A 16,714-nucleotide genomic window follows, 5' to 3' on the forward strand; every position below is an offset into this window, starting at 1 on the left:
TCGCTGAGCGACGTTTCTGCCGGTGGGCAGCTTTCGGCGCAGATCGCCTGTTTCGCGACGCCGGCCGTGTTCGGTGTCTATGGTCTTGCGACCGGTAGTCTCGTCACCGTCGGCGTCGCCTTCGTCTGCATTCTTCTGCTGCTGGCCTGGGGCTTGGTCTCGACCTGGCAAGACCAGCGCAGCGTCATCTTGATGCGGTCGATCTGCGCCAAAGTCTTGGCGGTGCTGCCACGGGGCGAAGAAAGCAAATAGCTGCGGTTGCGGCAGGAGAAGCGTATGCGCAGTTCCATCGAAACCTATGACATCGTTACCGCCGAGACTCGCGTCGTCTGGCAGACGGAGCGGCTGGTCGAGGCGCCGAATTGGTCTCCGGACGGGCGATATCTCATCATCAATGGCGACGGCCGGCTTTACCGGCTGGCCTTCGACGGCTCGGAGCCGGTCGAGATCGAAACCGGCTTTGCCCATCTCTGCAACAATGACCACGGCATTTCGCCTGATGGCAGCACGATTGCGATCAGCGACAAGACCGAGTTCGGCAAGTCGGCGATCTACCTGCTGCCGGCTTCTGGCGGCACTCCGCGGCTTGTCACCCCCAACCTCCCGTCCTACTGGCACGGCTGGTCGCCGGATGGCGGCGCACTGACCTATTGCGGTATTCGTGATCAGGTCTTCGATATCTATACGATCTCGGTCGAAGGCGGCGAAGAGCGGCGACTGACGCAGGGCGAAGGCCGCAACGACGGGCCGGACTGGTCGCCGGATGGAGCGTGGATCTACTTCAACTCCAGCCGCACTGGCCGCATGCAGATCTGGCGCGTTCGTCCCGACGGCACCGACGTTGAGCGCGTGACCGACAGCCCCTATGGCGACTGGTTCCCGCATCCGTCGCCCGACGGAAGACACCTTCTGGTTCTCTCCTATGACGGCGATGTCTTCGATCATCCGCGGGACCTGAACGTCCGTCTGCGATTGATGGAGATGGATGGCAGCAACGCGCGCGAGCTGTTCGAGCTCTTCGGCGGGCAGGGCACGATGAATGTTCCCAACTGGTCGCCCAAGGGGGATCGCTTTGCTTTCGTTCGCTACGAACCGGAAAGCTGAGAAGCCTACAGCGCCGCGCGTCTTATCAGACGCGCAAAGGTCGCTGTAGCACTTTGAATTGCTGCATGTTTTATCCTTAAATCGGATAGGATTTAAGGAAACATGCAGTGGACAAGAATATCGGCTGCGTGCTAGCGATCGTGTCGTTCGCAGGGCGCACCCGATCCGCGGGAAGGGCCAGACCCACCTGTTTCACTGGACTTGGTTGCCACACCTCTTTTCAGTCTGTGGGCGCGGATACCGGACGTGAATGAAAGGAGGTCTTTCATGATCACGCGCGATCTTTCCGCGAACGCTACCCTCTATTCCATCCGCAAGCAGGCCAAGGCTTTTCACAAAGCCCTGAAGGCTGGCGATGCCGCGGCACGCCAGCGGGCGCTGTCCTATTTCTCCGAGCCGGCCACAATCGGCCTGCAGGATGCCCAACTGGTCATCGCCCGGGAGTTCGGCTTCTCCAGCTGGACCCGATTGAAAACGCATCTCGAACGCGCTCAGGGCGGCAAGCCCGCCACCGAACAGCTTGCCAATCGCTTCCTCGCATTGGCGACCGTGTCCTATTTCGGCGACATCGCTGCGGACCCGGAGCGATATGCCCAGGCGAAAGCCTTGCTCGACGAGCATCCAGAAATTGCCCGTGAAAGCATCCATGTAGCAGCCGCTCTTGGCGATGGCGACGCCATCGACCGTTGGCTCGACACGGATCCGAAACTCTCCGGCAAGCGTGGTGGGCCTTACGATTGGGAGCCTCTGCTCTACGCGGCCTATGCCCGCGTTCCCGGCAGATCTTCCCTTGCAGCGGCTGAACGGCTCATTGCGTGTGGCGCCGATGCCAATGCCTTCTGGATGGACGACGGGCAATATCGTTTTACCGCGCTGACGGGCGTCTTCGGCCAGGGCGAGGCGGGCAAAGAGCGTCAGCCAGAACATCCGGATTGCGTCGCCTTTGCCGAACTCCTGCTTAAGGCCGGCGCTACGGCCAATGATAGCCAGGCGCTCTATAACCGCATGTTCGAGCCCGATAACACCTGCATCGGTCTTTTGTTGCGGTATGGGCTAAGCGCAAAGGACAGGAACAACTGGCTTGTCCGCGAAGACGGTCAGTTGATCGAGAACAGCGAAAGGGTCTTCGACTATCAACTTGCCTGGGCGCTGGAAAAGAAGATGACGGACCGTGTGCGGCTGCTGGTCGAGCATGGGGCCGACGTAAACCGCGTCGTGAAAGGTCGCACGCCCTACCAATGGGCCGAGCTCGGCGGTGATCCGACCCTTGCCGGCTATCTGGTGGCCCATGGCGCCACGGTCGCGGAACTCACCGATGTCGATCGCCTCGCGCGGGCGATCGGTGAGGGAAATGCGACGGCGGCAAAGGCGCTGGCAGCCGGGGATGCGGCGCTTGTTTCGCGCACGCAGGCGGCCCATCCGGCGATCCTGCATGAGGCTGCGGGTGAAGCCCAGCCGGCCCAGGTGGCGCTGATGCTGTCGCTCGGCTTCGACGTCAACCGCATGACGTCGCGCACACCGCTGCACGAGGCGGCATTGCACGGGCATATCGAGATGGCGAAGCTGCTGATCGCGCATGGTGCCAACACCATGGCGCGCGACCCGTATCATCACGCACCGCCGATCGGCTGGGCCGAATACAACGGCAAGGCCGATATGGTGCGCTTCCTCGAGACACAGCCGCTCGACCTGTTTGCGGCCGCTGCCTTCGACAAGGGAGAGCGGGTGCTCGAGATCGTCAATGAAAAGCCGGAGTTGCTCGACATCCCCTTCGGTCAGTTCCGTGGGCGTGGGCGGCCAAACCCGCAGAGCGACTGGATGACGCCGCTCGCTATCGCTGTCGTCAACAGGAGGCCATCCGTGGTGAAGCTGTTGCTCGAAAAAGGCGCGAACGCCAACCTGCGTGATGGTACTGGTACGAGGTCGATCCGCGACCTGGCGCGCGACGAAGGCGACGACGAAATCGTCTCCTTGTTGCGTCCGGCTGTGCAGTCCAACTAACAGTCGCACGACTGGTGATTGTCGGCTTTACTAGGCGGTTGAAGTCTTTAAGGCTTTCAAATACCAGCTTGCTTAAACTAAATTTCTGCTTTGATCTTTAGGGTGGCGTCTGACCGGTGCCACCCCTCGCCTTTGACGGCTGGTCCGGTGAGGGGGCGCTGGCGTGATCGAGCAAAAGTTTCGGCAACCGAAGCGCAACAGGGCGGTGTGGGCGATCCATGCGGCCTGTACCCTGGTCGCGATCCTGACGATCGCCAGCCTCATCTTCGTTCTCAACCGCTCCGTCGTCGAGGCCGATCGCTTCGGTCTTTCGGCGGAACGCCGGCTGGTGGCAAACGAATTGCGGCACCAGATGGAAGCCGCCGTCCAGTTTCAGGCCCAGGTTTCCTTCTGGAATGCGACCTATGCGGAACTTGCGGCCGGACGGCTGAGCGATACCTTTGTGGCCCCGGAATTGGCGGGTTGGCTGTGGGAGGACTACGGCTTTTCCTGGCTGATCGTCAGCGATGCCGACGGGCATGTCTCGACCGCGGTGAAGGATGGGCTGGTCGTGCCGGCGGAGGCGGCCGATGCCCCGCTTCACGACGTCGAAGATCTGCTCGACGAAGCCCGACGCCGCTACGACAACGCGTTGAGAAACAACAACGGCACCTATACGCTCGATATCCCCCAGCCTGATCGGCAATCGGTCACGCCGATCGTGCCCGGCATTCATGCCGTGGATATGCGCCAGATCGAGGGCCAGATGAGCATAGCCGTCGTTCAGGCCGTCATCCCGGAAACGCTGCAGCTGCCGGCCGAACGCCGCAAGCCGGTGTTCATGGTTTCGGTTCGCCCGCTGACGGCGCGGTCGCTGCGCGAAATCGAGGCAAAGCTTGGCGTAACCGGCCTCGCTTTCGTGCCATTGTCACAGCGGCCGGCCGACGGCGTGCACGTCTCCGCCGGTCGCTGCGCTGATGTCTCATGCCTTGTCGTCGCCTGGACGCCCAAATCGCCCGGCGGCTTCGTCCGCGCGGAAATCCTGCCGAGCGTCATCGTCATCGCGATCGCGGCTACCCTGCTGATGGCGTTTGTGGCCCTCAGGTTCTCCTCCGTCTTTTCCGCCCTGCAGCAGAGCGAGGCGCGAAACCGCCACATGGCGAAACACGATCGTCTCACCGGGCTGCTCAATCGCAGCGGCTTCGACGAAGTGCTCGCTGCGGCCCTGCTCGACGTCAAAAAACGTCCATTCGCGCTGATCTTTGCCGATCTCGACGAGTTCAAGGCCGTCAACGATGAGCACGGCCATGCGGCGGGTGACGCAGTCTTGGTGACGATGGCCGAACGTTACCGCCTGCGGGTTGGTGCGCGCGGAACTGTTGCCCGCCTTGGCGGCGATGAATTTGCCGTCATCCTGCGGTCAACCGGCAAGGATGCGTCCGAACTTGCCACCGGTCTCGTCAACGATGCGCAGACGCCAATCGAGTTCGAGGGGCAGGTGCTGCGTATCGGCGGTAGCATTGGTGTGGCCTTTGCGCCGAGGCATGGCCGTACTGCTCGGTCGTTGCTGGCTGTAGCCGACGAGGCGCTCTATCTGGCCAAGCGACGGGGACGCAACCGCGTCCAGACGGCCGACGACCTTTCGACGGAAAACAACGATGCGCCGGACGATGAGGCTGACAGGCGCCATACCGGCTGAGCTGTCAGGCCGACGCCGTTCCATCGGCATGGTCATCGTCTGAACGGCTGAAGCGCCCGCCAAGCGGAGCGGTCACCCACAACAGCCGGGCATCGTTGTCGCTGGTCGATATGCAGGCGTGGCCAAGGCGCGCATCGAAGTAGACGGCGTCGCCGGATTTCAGCACGGCTGGCGCGTAGTGTTCGGTGTAGAGCGTGATATCGCCTTCGAGAACATACATGAAGTCCTCGTCGTCATGCCGGTCCCAATCCGGGAACTGGTCGAGCGATCGTGCTCTGACCAGAACCTCCACCGCCATGAAGGCGGTGTTGCGGACCTCTTCCATCAACAGCCGCAGACCATAGTTCGGCGTTTCGTGGCGGGTACCATCGTCCTGTCGGGTGATGCTGCGCCGACCGGCAGGCGGGCTTGCCTCGCCGGAGGCGAGAAAACTCAGGAGGTCGAGCGAGAATCCAGCTGCCAACTTCTGCATGGCGTGGAACGTCGGTGACATCTCGTTGCGCTCAATCTTCGACAGGGCCGAACGCGACAGGCCGATATGCTGGCTCGCCTCTTCTAGTGTCCAGTCGCGCGCGATTCTGAGCTCCTTGACCCTTGCACCGAGTTCGGCCGGACGCTCCTCAGTCGTGCGCAATCTCTGTTCGGCGGGGCGGCGGGTGATGGTCAGCTTCGGCATGGCGTCTCCTCGCGCAACAGATAGAGGCAAAATCGACGATTCTCAATTCTGTTGACGAAATCCACTATAGTAGATAATTCCCAATTGTTGAAGTTAACGGGAGGATGGACTGTGATCAACATTGCCGAAAGCAGATATGGAGTAGACGAGCTGCTCGTTGCCGATGCGGAGGCCGACGAGCGGCGATGGCTGCCATTTGGCGACAGTGCCTTTTCCTTGCCCTTGCTGTTTGACGTGCGCGGCGGGAGCTGGGTCAGCCTCTTCAAGGCGAAGGGAGCCGGCACGATCGAGCGGCATCGCCATTCCAATCCGGTTACCGGTTGGACGCTCGAGGGCACTTGGGGGTATCGTGAGCGCGACTGGATAGCACGACGCGGCACCTTCATCTTCGAGCCGGCGGGAGACATTCATACGCTCTACGTGCATCCGGAGGCCGGGCATATGAAGGCGCTGTTCCATGTGTTCGGCCCCCTGGTCTATCTCGACGAGGACGGCAACGCCGAAGGGTATGAAGATGTGCTCGTCAGGCTCGATCGGTATGCGGCACACTGTAAGTCCGTCGGGCTCGGCGACGAATTCGTCCGTACGCTCATCCGATAGGGGGAAGTGATCATGCATGCATTGGTGTTCGACTCGTTCGGTGGGCCCGAGGTGCTGAGCTACCGCGAGGTTGCCGACCCGGCCGTGCCGCCCGGCCACATCCAGCTCGCCATGCGGGCGATCGGGCTGAACTTCGCCGATATCTACCGGCGCAAGGGCAATTATGTGCTCGCCGGCAAGGCACCCTTTATTGCCGGCTATGAAGGGGCCGGTGAGGTCATCGCGGTCGGTGAAGGCGTTGAAGGCATCGCCCTCGGCGACAGGATAGGGTTTGCCGACGTGCCGTTTGCCAATGCAACGCGGGTGACCGTGCCTTTGGAGCGGGCGATTCCGCTTCCTGTTGATATCGGCTTCGAGGCGGCGGCAGCGCTCCTGCTGCAGGGGCTGACGGCGCAGTATCTGGTTGAGGACAGCTATAGCGTCCGGGCCGGTGACACGGTTCTTGTCCAGGCGGCAGGCGGTGGCGTTGGGCAATTGCTGATCCGGCTCGCCATCGCGCGCGGCGCAAGCGTCATCGCCATGGCCTCGACGCTGGAAAAGCAGGCCCTTGCCAAGGCCGCCGGTGCTGCCCATGCGCTCGGATATGACGAGGGCTGGCCGGACAAGGTGCGCACCTTGAGCGCCGGTGGGGTCAATGTCGCCTATGATTCGGTCGGCATAACCTTGCTCGACAGTCTCTCGGCGGTGCGCTCGCGCGGCACGCTGGTGACATTCGGCATGGCGGGTGGGCCGGCGCCGCTGGTCGATCCGCGCTATCTCATGGAAAATTCGAAAACCGTCGTTGGCGGCGATCTCTGGGATTTTCTGACAGACCGGCAGCAACGGCTAAGCCGGGCAGAGCGTCTGTTCCAGGCCCTGCGCGCTGGTATCATCGAACGTCCGCGCATCGAGACCTTCGCACTGTCGGACGGTGCGGCAGCCCATGCGCGGCTCGAAGACCGCAGCTTTTCCGGAAAGATCGTGCTTTTGCCGGAGTGAGAGACCGGCCCCGTGTCGTCGCGGGGCCCGCCTTTCAAATGATGGGCACGTTGTAGGGTGTAATCACCTCGACGGCCGACAGTCGGCTTCCGCCCAGCTTTTGCCCGGCGCCGCTCCGTCGTGCGAGAATAGCGCGAAAAGTCATGCGGGCGTCGCTGCGCAAGTCATGATGCAGGACGAAATGGATCCGGCGTTGGCGCAGCAGCGCCAGATTGTCCTGGTCGAGGTCATGAGCGATGAACAGGCTGCAGTCGCGGCCGAGGCGCTCGAAGGCGGCCAGCACGGCGCGGTTGCCGCCGCCGATCGAATAGGCGGCATTGATGTCGGCGTCTGTCGCAAGCGCTCTTGCTGCAAGAACACCGGTTTCGGCGTCCTTGCCGTAGCCTTCGCTGATCTCGACGATGCGGATCGCCGGATAGTGCTCGCGGAGCACCCGGCGAAAGCCGATTTCGCGTTCCTCCTCGCCACGAAAACGGCTGCTCGAAATCGTCACGAGCACGGTTGCTGCCTGCCCGGCGAACCGTTCGCCCACGAGATAGGCCGCCGTCTCGCCGGCCGCGCGGTTGTCGGCCCCGGCATAGGCGGTGCGCGCCGAGTTCGGCAGATCGGTGACAAGCGCGACGACCGCAATTCCCGCCTGTTCGAGGCGGGCGACGGCGCCAACGATTTCGGGCACATCAGGTGCCTTCAACACGACGCCGTCGGTCCCACGCAGGCGGACGCGGTCGAGCAGCTGCGCGATGTCGTGCGGCCGCATGATCTCGGCAAAATGGAACCGGCAGCGAAACGTGGTCGGCATGAAGGTCGGCGCCTCGGTTTCGAACGCCTGCCTGACCGCCTCGGTGAAGCGCTCCGGCGCCTCCATCACGATATCGATCGCGCGCTTCTGGCCTTGCATCTCCGATCCCGATTGCTGCTTCTCCAGCTCGCGGATGGCGGCTCGCACGCGGGCTGCCGTCTGCCGGCGCACGCCGGGACGTTCATTCAGGACGCGGTCGACGGTCGCGGTGCTGAGTCCCGCCTGAAAGGCGATATCCTTGACCAGAAACGGATGTGCCAACGACGAACTCTCCTGATGGTTTTTTGATGGATTCCTGCTCTATATCACGATCTCACGCCGCCTATAGTCGGGACATCGAAAGTTTCTGAGGAGGAACGAGATGAAGACCGACAACAGGGCGCGCCAGCGCCTCGACCGTGTGTGGCTGAGCGAGGATGCCTGCGACATCGAGGCGTTCCGTGCGGAGGTGGAGCGGCAGACGAACCTTGCTGATTATCCACACGCGCTCGCCTGCGAGAAAAATGTGCTGATCTATGACAGCGCCAGCCTGGTTGCCGCCTGCGCCACGACCGAGGGGCGCCGCGCTGCCCTGGCCGAAATCTGCGAGGTGCTGGCAACCGGGCCCGGGGTGGCGGTGTTCAAGCACGCCTATGCCGACACATCAGTCATCGATGCGGCCAGCGGCATCTTTGACGCCATCATCGACGAGCAACACCGCACCAACAGTGGCGGCGGCGACCACTTTGCCAAGCCCGGCGCTAACGACAGGATCTGGAATTCGCTCGAAAAACACTGCCTGAAAAGCCCTGAGAACTTTGCCGCCTATTACGCCAACGCCATCATCGCGCTCGTCAGCGAAGCCTGGCTTGGTCCGAACTACCAGCTGACGGCGCAGGTCAATCGCGTCAATCCCGGCGGCGCGTCGCAGGCGGCCCATCGCGACTATCATCTGGGATTCCAGACCTCTGATGTCATCGAGCAGTATCCTGTTCATGTGCACAGGCTGTCGCCGGTGCTGACGTTGCAAGGTGCCGTTGCCCATTGCGACATGCCGATCGAGAGCGGTCCAACGCTTTTCCTTCCCTATAGCCAGACCTACGTGCCCGGCTATCTCGCGTTGAAACGTCCGGAGTTCCGGGCCTATTTCGACCAGCATCACGTGCAGCTGCCGTTGGAAAAGGGCGATGTCGTCTTCTTCAACCCGGCTCTCTTCCATGCGGCCGGCAGCAATCATTCGACTGATATCAAGCGCGTCGCCAACCTGCTCCAGGTCTCCTCGGCCTTCGGGAGGGCGATGGAGACCGTCGATCGCGCCAGGATGAGTGCAGCCCTCTACCCGGCGCTGACCGCACTCGTGGCATCCGGCACGCTTTCGGCCGATGAGGCGGCCAATGCGATTGCGTCCTGTGCCGAGGGCTATTCCTTCCCGACCAATCTCGATCGCGATCCGCCGCTGGGCGGTCTCGCGCCGAAGACCCAGGCGCAACTGATGCATGAGGCGCTGGCAGGCAGGTGGAGCGATGCGGATTTCAGAAGCGCGCTTGGCGAGCAGGCACAGCGCAAGCTGAGCTGAACGGCAGAATCGATCTTTCCGGTCCCCGGCGTTCTGCGGCGGGGGCCGGTCGCCCTGTTTTCATCTCACTTTCAATTCTGGGAGGACTTTCATGACCGAGCAATATGGCCGTCTCGACGGCAAGATCGCCATCGTCACCGGCGGGACGCAGGGGCTGGGCGCAACGATCGCCAACCTGTTTGCGGAACGTGGGGCTAAAGGTGTCGTCATCTGTGGACGCAACGTTGCCAAGGGCGAAGCGAAGGCCGAGCAGATCCGCAAGGCAACCGGCGCGCAGGTACTTTATGTCGAGGCAGACCTCGAAAAGGTCGAGGACGCGCGCAAGGTCGTCAGCGCCTGCGACGCCACATTCGGGCGCGTCGATGCGCTGGTCAATGCGGCGGCGATCACCGATCGCGGCACCATCCTGGACACCAGCCCCGAACTGTTCGACCGGATGTTCGCTGTCAATGTGCGCGCACCGTTCTTCCTGATGCAGGAAGCGGTAAAGCTGATGCGGCGGGAGGGCACGCAGGGCACCATCGTCAATATTGGCTCGATGTCGGCGATGGCCGGTCAGCCGTTTATCGCCGCCTATTGCTCGTCGAAGGGGGCGCTGGAGACGCTGACCAAGAACACCTCCTATGCGCTGCTGCGCAACCGCATTCGCGTCAATGGCCTCAATATCGGCTGGATGGCGTCCGAAGGGGAAGACCGCATCCAGCGCGAATTTCATGGGGCGGCAGACGACTGGCTCGAAAAGGCGGCCGCCAGCCAACCCTTCGGTCGGCTTGTCGACCCCAAGGAAGTCGCGCGTGCCTGCGCCTATCTCTCGTCGGATGAGTCCGGCCTGATGACGGGGTCGGTCATCTGCTTCGACCAGTCGGTGTGGGGCGGCTATGACGGCTCGCCGCATCCGGTCGCGCCGCTCTGACATCTGACGCTGTCGCGAGGCCCTGTGGAGTGACCGGCAAGCGACGCCGGACTTGCTTGTCATTCCCTGTGGGCTGTGCCCTTATGACGCCGTCAGGTGCCCGCAACGCGGGAGAATCGGGAATCCGGTGTTATTCCGGAACGTGCCCAACGCTGTGACGGGGACGACTGCCTCTAGGGATTTTGTGCTTGCTCAAGATCTTGCCACTGGATCTTCATGTGATCTGGGAAGGTGAGGCGGCCGGTTGATCCGAAGTCAGAAGACCGGCCTGGCAAGATAGACCGATATCCGCGCGGACGGCGGAAGGTTGTGCATTGTTGGGGATCGAACGATGCGGACTGACGCTAATGGCGGCCTTGCGGCTGCAGAGGCCTTTTCATCCGACGAGCGCGAAGCCGTCTATCGAGCCATCGAAACGCGCCGGGACGTGCGGGATCAGTTCCTGGCCGAACCCTTGCCTGACGATGTGGTGATGCGCCTGCTCAATGCTGCGCACCGGGCGCCATCGGTGGGTTTCATGCAACCGTGGAATTTCGTCGTGGTCCGGCAGGCCGAAACCCGCGAGCGGGTATGGCAGGCCTTTTCCCGCGCCAACGACGAAGCGGCATTGATGTTCGATGGCGACCGCCAAGCGAAATACCGCTCCCTGAAGCTGGAGGGGATCCGCAAGGCACCCTTGAGCATCTGCGTCACCTGCGACCGCACGCGCGGTGGAGCGGTCGTTCTCGGGCGCACCCATAACCCGCAGATGGATCTCTATTCCACCGTCTGTGCCGTGCAGAACCTCTGGCTTGCGGCGCGCGCCGAAGGCGTTGGTGTCGGCTGGGTCAGTATCTTTCATGAAAATGAGATCAAGGCGATCCTCGGCATTCCCGATCATGTCGTGATCGTCGCCTGGCTTTGCCTCGGATATGTCGATCGCCTTTACCAGGAGCCGGAACTTGCGGTTAAGGGCTGGCGCCAGCGGCTGCCGCTGGAGGAGCTGGTGTTCGAGGAAGGCTGGGGAACCTGCCGAAAGGCAGACGCTGCGATCAGTTGCTCTGAACCGGCTGGTAGCCCGGACCCTTCGGATGGCGAAGGTCGATCGACGTTTCCTCCTGGGGAAGGAACGTCGGCCCGATGACCCGCACCTTGCTCTTGGCGGGATCGTAGGGGCGCTCCTCCGCAGCCGCCTTGGCGGTAGGGGCGGCCGCTTCCTTCTTGCCCTCGATGACGATGATCGACGATTCGCTGTTGCCAGTGTTGCCACTGGAAGCCTTGGGCGTCGTCGCGATCTTTGGAATCTGGCAACCGCAAATGCCCGGCTTGCCGACGCCGCGCGTCCGATAGGCAAAGGCGTTTGGCAGTTCTTTATAGGGGCGTCCCGTCGAGGCGGAGACCATCTGGTCGCTCTCCTCGGTCGCCAGGTCGTGGAAAAATAGTTCTGTTTCGGCACCCGGGCAGCGGGCGCGGCAGGCCTGCTCGTCGCGGGCGAAGTCCACAGGGCTTGCCTCGGACGAGATCGGGAAGAAGGCGCCATCGCAAGTGCGCACGCACATGGTGCGAAGCGTGCCGGAATAGACGCCGCTTTCCGGCGGGTAGGTGCCCATTTCGCCGTCCCGCAGCATTGGTCCGTAGCTTTCGTCCGGCGGCAGATCGCGCAGGATGTTGCGGTACGTTTCCGGCTCGTCCGGGTCGGCGGTCGCAAATTCCTCGCTGCCACCATAGCAACCGTTGATCTCGAGGGCGGCGAGGATGCGCCGGCGCGTATCGTCTCCATCGCCTGACATCAGCTGCTGGCGCTCCGATTTGAGGATGCGCAGATTGTCTTCCATCTCGGCGATCAGACTGTTGATGTCTGTGCAGATATCCGGGTCGCCGCCGTTGAAGACGACGACGCTGCCTGTGCCGCAGCCGGCGCGTCGGCGATCGTTGCGCGCCCGGCGCAATTCGATGTTCTGTCGGGAAATCGCGCTCGCATAATCGCGGGTATCGGCCGTAGTTTCGATGGCGGCGGGCAGTTCGGCGAGCCGAGTGTTCAGGCGGTCGCACACGCTGGAGGCCAGCGCCTGATCGGCAAGAACCAGAAGCAGCGGCAAGGTCGCCGCGGCTAGGGTTTTCATGTTCCGGAACACGGGCGAACGTCCATTCCTGCAACCGCACGGCGCCACCCTTGTTGTCCGGGTTCGGTCGCTGTCGGCACTTCCTGTTTCAGCCCTATCATAAGGCTTGTCGCCGCCGGTGCAACGACAAGCCTCGCATTGCGTTAACAGCTCCGTCCGGTGGGAGGAACGGAAGGAGCGTTAGAGATCAGGCGGCGCGTGCCGTCTCCAGCGACATCGGCCGTTCAAGAACCGTGCCTTCGATCGCCGCTACGGCCTTCATGGCGCTGAGCAGCGACGGCGTCACTTCCCAGGCGACCGCTACGGCATAGACCGAGCCGATCCGGTGCGGGTCAGCGATGCGCTCGCCGGGGCAACCCATGCGGCGGAACATCCGCTCGAGGAAGACATCGGTCACCGTGACGATATGGCTGATGCCGGAGGCCAGCCCGAGTTCGCCGACACCGCACATCAGTTCTGCGGCGGCGACGGTCACCTGGTTGGAGGCGCGGTCCTGAGAAATCTCCGGGTCGATGCAGAAGCGGCTCGATTCCCAGATCGAGGCGCTGCGGATCTCAGGGTTGTCGCCAAGCAGGATCGGGAACGTATCGTCCAGCATGTTGGGGCCGAGCGTCGGCAGCAATCTCAGCGATCCGCGCAGTTTTCCCGTCTCCGGCGAATAGGACAGAATATAGAGCGGATTCGACTTGTCGTAATTGTCGATCTCCCATTCCCCATCGGTCTGCACGTCCCATTTCAGGAAATCGTGGAAGACGCGCTTGCGCAGCTTGAACATCTCGTCGATGGACTGTGGGTGCTGTCCGCGTGTCCTGCCGTTGAGGATCCTGATCATCTTCTTCTCCATCCTTGTTTTGGGGGATGGCGTGATGCTGTCAGTCCTCAGGCAGGGGCGAAACTGTCACTACCGACAGTTCCGGAAACCGTTTTTTCCCACTAAATATAGACGGGTTTTCAGATGAGCGAAGGAGGAGCGTCTTGAGGGTGGGTCAAACCGTCGGGATCAGTGCATGGCGAACGGCCTGGGCCACGGCCTGCGTGTTGGAGACAACATTGAGCTTTCGGCGGGCATTGGTCATGAAGAAACGCACGGTGCGTTCGGAAATGCCGAGAATGGTGGCAATTTCCCAATAGCTCTTGCCGGCCGCCGACCAGGTGAGAACCTCGGTTTCGCGACCTGTGAGGCGCGTATCGCGCGTGTTCAGCCCCCCTGTCATGGCGGCGTTTTCAAGCATGCCGGCATGAAACAGGTTGGCGGCGAGCTGGAAGTCGCGCAAGTGGTTGCGCCGATAGATCGACCACTCCGCGGCCGACATATTGACGTTGATGGCCAGCAAGGCGGTGCGGCCGGCCGGCGAGGGCAGCGGCAGGGCGACGCCTTCACTGGAAAGGCCGATCTCTTCGGCCGTCTTGAACAATGGCTCGCATTCGGGAAAGCGGTGGCGCGCCGTCGTCCATTCGACAGGCCTGACGCCACCGAGCGCCAGCTTGAGGATCGGGTCGATACGGTAGAGCTCCCGCGTCAGATAAAGCTCGGCCGCGTAGGCACCGAACGTGTGGTGCAACCGGCAGATCTTGAGCTCGTCGGCATAGGGCTCAGCTTCAAGATATAGGAGATGAGCGATGCGAAAGGTACGGCGCATCAACGTAAAGAAATGGGCCGGCTCGACACAGCCTCCGCATTCCAGAATTTCCAGCATGTCGAGGACAGCCTGTTGTTCAGTCATGCCACAACACCGATTTTTGCGCTAAACCCCACAATGGTTGGGGGTTCACCTTTTGTCCAGAACCGACAGCCGATTTGCTGTGGATTGTCGACCCTTGCAAACAATGGTTGTTGCCCAGGGTCGCGGCAGCATCACAGGGCCGCCGGGTGCGGCGGCCCTTAAAAACGAGGGCGTCGCTAGCCCGGATGGCTGGCTTCAACGACGGCGAGTGCCGCCATGTTGACGACGCCACGCGAGGTCACGGACGGCGACAGGATGTGCGCCGGCAGTGCTGAGCCGAGCAGGATCGGTCCGACATGCAGGCTGTCCGTCATCGTCTTGACGACGCCAAGCGTGATGTTGGCAGCATCCAGGTTCGGGAAGACCAACAGGTTGGCTTCGCCCGAGAGCGTGCTGTCGGGCATGACGCGCTGACGCAGCACTTCGGAGATGGCCGAATCGCCGTGCATTTCGCCATCGACTTCCAGATCGGGCGCGAGTTCGCGCACAAGCTGAAGCGCCTGGCGCATCTTGGTGGCACTCTCGGAATCGCGCGAGCCGAAGTTCGAATGCGAGACCAGGGCGGCATGTGGCGTGATGCCGAAGCGCCGGATCTCCTGCGCCGCCATGACGGTGGTCTGGGCGATTTCTTCGGCACTCGGGCAGTAGCTGACATAGGTGTCGGTGAAGAACGTGGCGCCACGCTGCGAGATCAGCAGGCTGAGGGCCGAGAAATCGAGCACGCCGTCGCGCTTGCCGATGATCTGCGAGACGTCGCGCAGGTGCTTGCTGTAACGCCCTTCGACACCGCAGATTAGCGCATCGGCTTCGCCGCGCTTGACGGCAAGCGCCCCAATGACGGTGGTGTTGGTGCGGACGATCGTGCGGGCAGCTTCCGGAATGACACCGAGACGGCCGACGAGGGCGAAATAGTCCTCGACGTAGTCGCGGTAGCGCGGGTCGCCCTCGGGGTTGACCACCTCGAAATCGATATCCGGACGAATGCGCAGGCCGTAGCGACGCAGGCGCGTCTCGATGATCTGCGGACGACCGATCAGGATCGGGCGGGCCGTGCCTTCCTCCAGCAGCACCTGGGCGGCGCGCAGCACGCGCTCGTCTTCACCTTCGGCGAAGATCACGCGGTTCTTCTGCGCATTCTTGGCGGCGGCAAAGACCGGCTTCATGATGAAGCCCGAGCGGAAGACGAAGCGGTTCAGCTTGTCGAGATAGGCGTCGTAGTCCTGGATCGGGCGGGTGGCGACGCCGCTTTCCTCGGCAGCCTTGGCAACCGCCGGCGCAATCCGGAGGATCAGGCGTTGGTCGAAGGGCGAGGGGATCAGGTAATCGGGACCGAAGACCGGCGTCTCGCCGGAATAGGCGCGGGCGGCCACGTCGGACGGCTCCTCGCGGGCAAGGCCGGCAATGGCGCGGACCGCCGCCATCTTCATTTCTTCGTTGATCGTGCTTGCGCCGCAGTCGAGCGCACCGCGGAAGATGTGCGGGAAGCAAAGCACGTTGTTGACCTGGTTGGGGAAATCCGAACGGCCGGTGCAGATCATCGCGTCGGGGCGCGCCGCGCGCGCTGCCTCCGGCATGATCTCGGGCGTGGGGTTGGCGAGCGCCATGATCAGTGGCTTTTCGGCCATCTGCACCAGCAGTTCCGGTTTCAGGACTCCAGCGGCGGAAAGACCGAGGAAAACGTCGGCGCCGCCGATACTGTCGGCTAATACCCGGTTGTCGCTTTCCTGCGCGTATACGGACTTCCATTCGTCCATCAGCACTTCGCGGCCCTTGTAGACGAGGCCTTCGAGGTCGTGCACCCAGATGTTTTCGGTCTTGGCGCCAAGCGTGACCAGCAGATTGAGACAGGCGAGCGCTGCGGCACCTGCACCCGAGGTAACGATCTTGGCCTTGGCGATGTCCTTGCCGGCCAGTTCCAGACCGTTGAGGATTGCGGCCGCAACGATGATCGCGGTGCCATGCTGGTCGTCATGGAAGACGGGGATCTGCATCTTTTCGCGCAACTGGCGCTCGACCTCGAAGCATTCCGGCGCCTTGATATCTTCGAGGTTGATGCCGCCGAAGGTCGGCTCGAGCGCCGAGATGACATCGACCATACGCTCGATGCTCGCCGCGTCGATCTCGATGTCGAAGACGTCGATGCCGGCAAATTTCTTGAACAGGACGGCCTTGCCTTCCATGACCGGCTTGGAGGCAAGCGGACCGATATTGCCGAGGCCGAGAACGGCCGTGCCGTTGGAAATGACCGCGACAAGGTTGGCGCGTGCCGTGTAGTCGGCAGCCGTTTCAGGATTGTCGCGGATGGCGATGCAGGGCGCAGCCACACCGGGCGAATAGGCGAGCGCGAGATCGCGCTGGTTGCCGAGCGGCTTGGTGGGCTGAATTTCGAGCTTCCCAGGGCGAGGGTAACGGTGGAAGAAAAGGGCCTGCTGGTCGATGTCGCCGCTGACCGGACCTGTCTGGGATTTCGTTTTGTCGCCCGTGCTCATAGTCTGCATTCCTCTTTTTTGGACGTGGCCTTGTGGCATGAATTGCGAACCGCGTACAGTTTTTGCGCGGTTCTTTTAAGCCGGTGCGACGAAGC

15 protein-coding genes and 1 riboswitch are annotated in these 16,714 nt (G+C 62.5%); of the genes, 9 read left to right on the plus strand and 6 right to left on the minus strand.

Translation table 11 applies throughout. The features are described 5' to 3' along the window. Positions 1-66: 66 nt before the first annotated feature. The 4 genes from ASD02_RS15870 to ASD02_RS15885 all read left to right on the plus strand — a co-directional run bounded on the left by ASD02_RS15870 (position 67) and on the right by ASD02_RS15885 (position 4,783). Positions 67-252: a hypothetical protein gene (locus ASD02_RS15870; RefSeq protein ID WP_025427229.1), complete on the plus strand. Its 186-nt coding sequence runs from the start codon at positions 67-69 to the stop codon at positions 250-252. A gap of 24 nt (positions 253-276) precedes the next feature. Further along, positions 277-1,104 carry a TolB family protein gene (locus ASD02_RS15875; RefSeq protein ID WP_025427228.1) on the plus strand — a complete coding sequence of 276 codons (828 nt, stop codon included), beginning with the start codon at positions 277-279 and terminating at the stop codon, positions 1,102-1,104. A gap of 267 nt (positions 1,105-1,371) precedes the next feature. Further along, complete coding sequence (locus ASD02_RS15880) at positions 1,372-3,105, plus strand: ankyrin repeat domain-containing protein (RefSeq protein WP_025427227.1); 1,734 nt, start codon at positions 1,372-1,374, stop codon at positions 3,103-3,105. A 163-nt stretch (positions 3,106-3,268) separates the two neighbouring features. Next, a complete protein-coding gene (locus ASD02_RS15885) occupies positions 3,269-4,783 on the plus strand; it encodes a diguanylate cyclase (RefSeq protein WP_057214310.1) in 1,515 nt (504 codons plus the stop codon). Positions 4,784-4,787: 4 nt separating this feature from the next. On the opposite strand, the gene ASD02_RS15890 is transcribed toward ASD02_RS15885, so the two are convergent. Continuing rightward, complete coding sequence (locus ASD02_RS15890; protein ID WP_025427225.1) at positions 4,788-5,459, minus strand: XRE family transcriptional regulator; 672 nt, start codon at positions 5,457-5,459, stop codon at positions 4,788-4,790. 111 nt (positions 5,460-5,570) lie between these two features. Between ASD02_RS15890 and ASD02_RS15895 the strand changes: the two genes are divergently transcribed. Both ASD02_RS15895 and ASD02_RS15900 read left to right on the plus strand, forming a co-directional pair. After that, the gene (locus ASD02_RS15895) at positions 5,571-6,059 is read left to right on the plus strand and encodes a 2,4'-dihydroxyacetophenone dioxygenase family protein (RefSeq protein WP_057220818.1); all 489 of its coding nucleotides are present in this window, start codon (positions 5,571-5,573) and stop codon (positions 6,057-6,059) included. 12 nt (positions 6,060-6,071) lie between these two features. Beyond that, the gene (locus ASD02_RS15900; RefSeq protein WP_025427223.1) at positions 6,072-7,037 is read left to right on the plus strand and encodes a quinone oxidoreductase; all 966 of its coding nucleotides are present in this window, start codon (positions 6,072-6,074) and stop codon (positions 7,035-7,037) included. Positions 7,038-7,071: 34 nt separating this feature from the next. Here the strand turns inward: ASD02_RS15900 and ASD02_RS15905 are convergent, their stop codons facing one another. After that, complete coding sequence (locus ASD02_RS15905; RefSeq protein ID WP_025427222.1) at positions 7,072-8,097, minus strand: LacI family DNA-binding transcriptional regulator; 1,026 nt, start codon at positions 8,095-8,097, stop codon at positions 7,072-7,074. Between the two features lie 100 nt (positions 8,098-8,197). Between ASD02_RS15905 and ASD02_RS15910 the strand changes: the two genes are divergently transcribed. The 3 genes from ASD02_RS15910 (at position 8,198) to bluB (ending at position 11,427) form a co-directional block, all read left to right on the plus strand. Then, positions 8,198-9,391 (plus strand): phytanoyl-CoA dioxygenase family protein, encoded by a 1,194-nt coding sequence (locus ASD02_RS15910; protein WP_057208695.1) that lies wholly within the window; start codon positions 8,198-8,200, stop codon positions 9,389-9,391. Between the two features lie 91 nt (positions 9,392-9,482). After that, positions 9,483-10,304: an SDR family oxidoreductase gene (locus ASD02_RS15915; protein ID WP_025427220.1), complete on the plus strand. Its 822-nt coding sequence runs from the start codon at positions 9,483-9,485 to the stop codon at positions 10,302-10,304. Between the two features lie 77 nt (positions 10,305-10,381). Further along, positions 10,382-10,591: riboswitch (cobalamin riboswitch) on the plus strand. Positions 10,592-10,635: 44 nt separating this feature from the next. Beyond that, positions 10,636-11,427 (plus strand): 5,6-dimethylbenzimidazole synthase, encoded by a 792-nt coding sequence (gene bluB / locus ASD02_RS15920; RefSeq protein ID WP_057220819.1) that lies wholly within the window; start codon positions 10,636-10,638, stop codon positions 11,425-11,427. Here bluB and ASD02_RS15925 read toward each other — a convergent pair. The 4 genes from ASD02_RS15925 to ASD02_RS15940 form a co-directional block, all read right to left on the minus strand. Beyond that, on the minus strand, positions 11,336-12,406 hold the full coding sequence (locus ASD02_RS15925; protein WP_025427218.1) for a DUF2865 domain-containing protein: 1,071 nt from the start codon (positions 12,404-12,406) through the stop codon (positions 11,336-11,338). The two genes, bluB and ASD02_RS15925, sit on opposite strands and share 92 nt — an antisense overlap. Positions 12,407-12,593: 187 nt before the next feature. After that, the gene (locus ASD02_RS15930; protein WP_025427217.1) at positions 12,594-13,238 is read right to left on the minus strand and encodes an acyl-homoserine-lactone synthase; all 645 of its coding nucleotides are present in this window, start codon (positions 13,236-13,238) and stop codon (positions 12,594-12,596) included. Positions 13,239-13,392: 154 nt separating this feature from the next. Beyond that, entirely contained in the window at positions 13,393-14,130 is a 738-nt protein-coding gene (locus tag ASD02_RS15935; protein ID WP_025427216.1) for a LuxR family transcriptional regulator, read from the minus strand. 176 nt (positions 14,131-14,306) lie between these two features. Then, positions 14,307-16,619 carry an NADP-dependent malic enzyme gene (locus ASD02_RS15940; protein WP_025427215.1) on the minus strand — a complete coding sequence of 771 codons (2,313 nt, stop codon included), beginning with the start codon at positions 16,617-16,619 and terminating at the stop codon, positions 14,307-14,309. Between the last annotated feature and the right edge of the window lie 95 nt (positions 16,620-16,714).

It is taken from the genome of Ensifer sp. Root1252 (genome assembly GCF_001425885.1).
GTDB lineage: Bacteria > Pseudomonadota > Alphaproteobacteria > Rhizobiales > Rhizobiaceae > Ensifer > Ensifer canadensis.

What these genes read in the sequence shown, in the direction of transcription:
- ASD02_RS15875 (WP_025427228.1), top strand. Translation starts at nt 277, where the DNA reads ATGCGCAGTTCCATCGAAACCTATGACATCGTTACCGCCGAGACTCGC.
- ASD02_RS15880 (WP_025427227.1), top strand. Translation starts at nt 1,372, where the DNA reads ATGATCACGCGCGATCTTTCCGCGAACGCTACCCTCTATTCCATCCGC.
- ASD02_RS15890 (WP_025427225.1), bottom strand. Translation starts at nt 5,459, where the DNA reads ATGCCGAAGCTGACCATCACCCGCCGCCCCGCCGAACAGAGATTGCGC.
- ASD02_RS15900 (WP_025427223.1), top strand. Translation starts at nt 6,072, where the DNA reads ATGCATGCATTGGTGTTCGACTCGTTCGGTGGGCCCGAGGTGCTGAGC.
- ASD02_RS15910 (WP_057208695.1), top strand. Translation starts at nt 8,198, where the DNA reads ATGAAGACCGACAACAGGGCGCGCCAGCGCCTCGACCGTGTGTGGCTG.
- ASD02_RS15915 (WP_025427220.1), top strand. Translation starts at nt 9,483, where the DNA reads ATGACCGAGCAATATGGCCGTCTCGACGGCAAGATCGCCATCGTCACC.
- bluB (WP_057220819.1), top strand. Translation starts at nt 10,636, where the DNA reads ATGCGGACTGACGCTAATGGCGGCCTTGCGGCTGCAGAGGCCTTTTCA.
- ASD02_RS15925 (WP_025427218.1), bottom strand. Translation starts at nt 12,406, where the DNA reads ATGAAAACCCTAGCCGCGGCGACCTTGCCGCTGCTTCTGGTTCTTGCC.
- ASD02_RS15930 (WP_025427217.1), bottom strand. Translation starts at nt 13,238, where the DNA reads ATGATCAGGATCCTCAACGGCAGGACACGCGGACAGCACCCACAGTCC.
- ASD02_RS15935 (WP_025427216.1), bottom strand. Translation starts at nt 14,130, where the DNA reads ATGACTGAACAACAGGCTGTCCTCGACATGCTGGAAATTCTGGAATGC.
- ASD02_RS15940 (WP_025427215.1), bottom strand. Translation starts at nt 16,619, where the DNA reads ATGAGCACGGGCGACAAAACGAAATCCCAGACAGGTCCGGTCAGCGGC.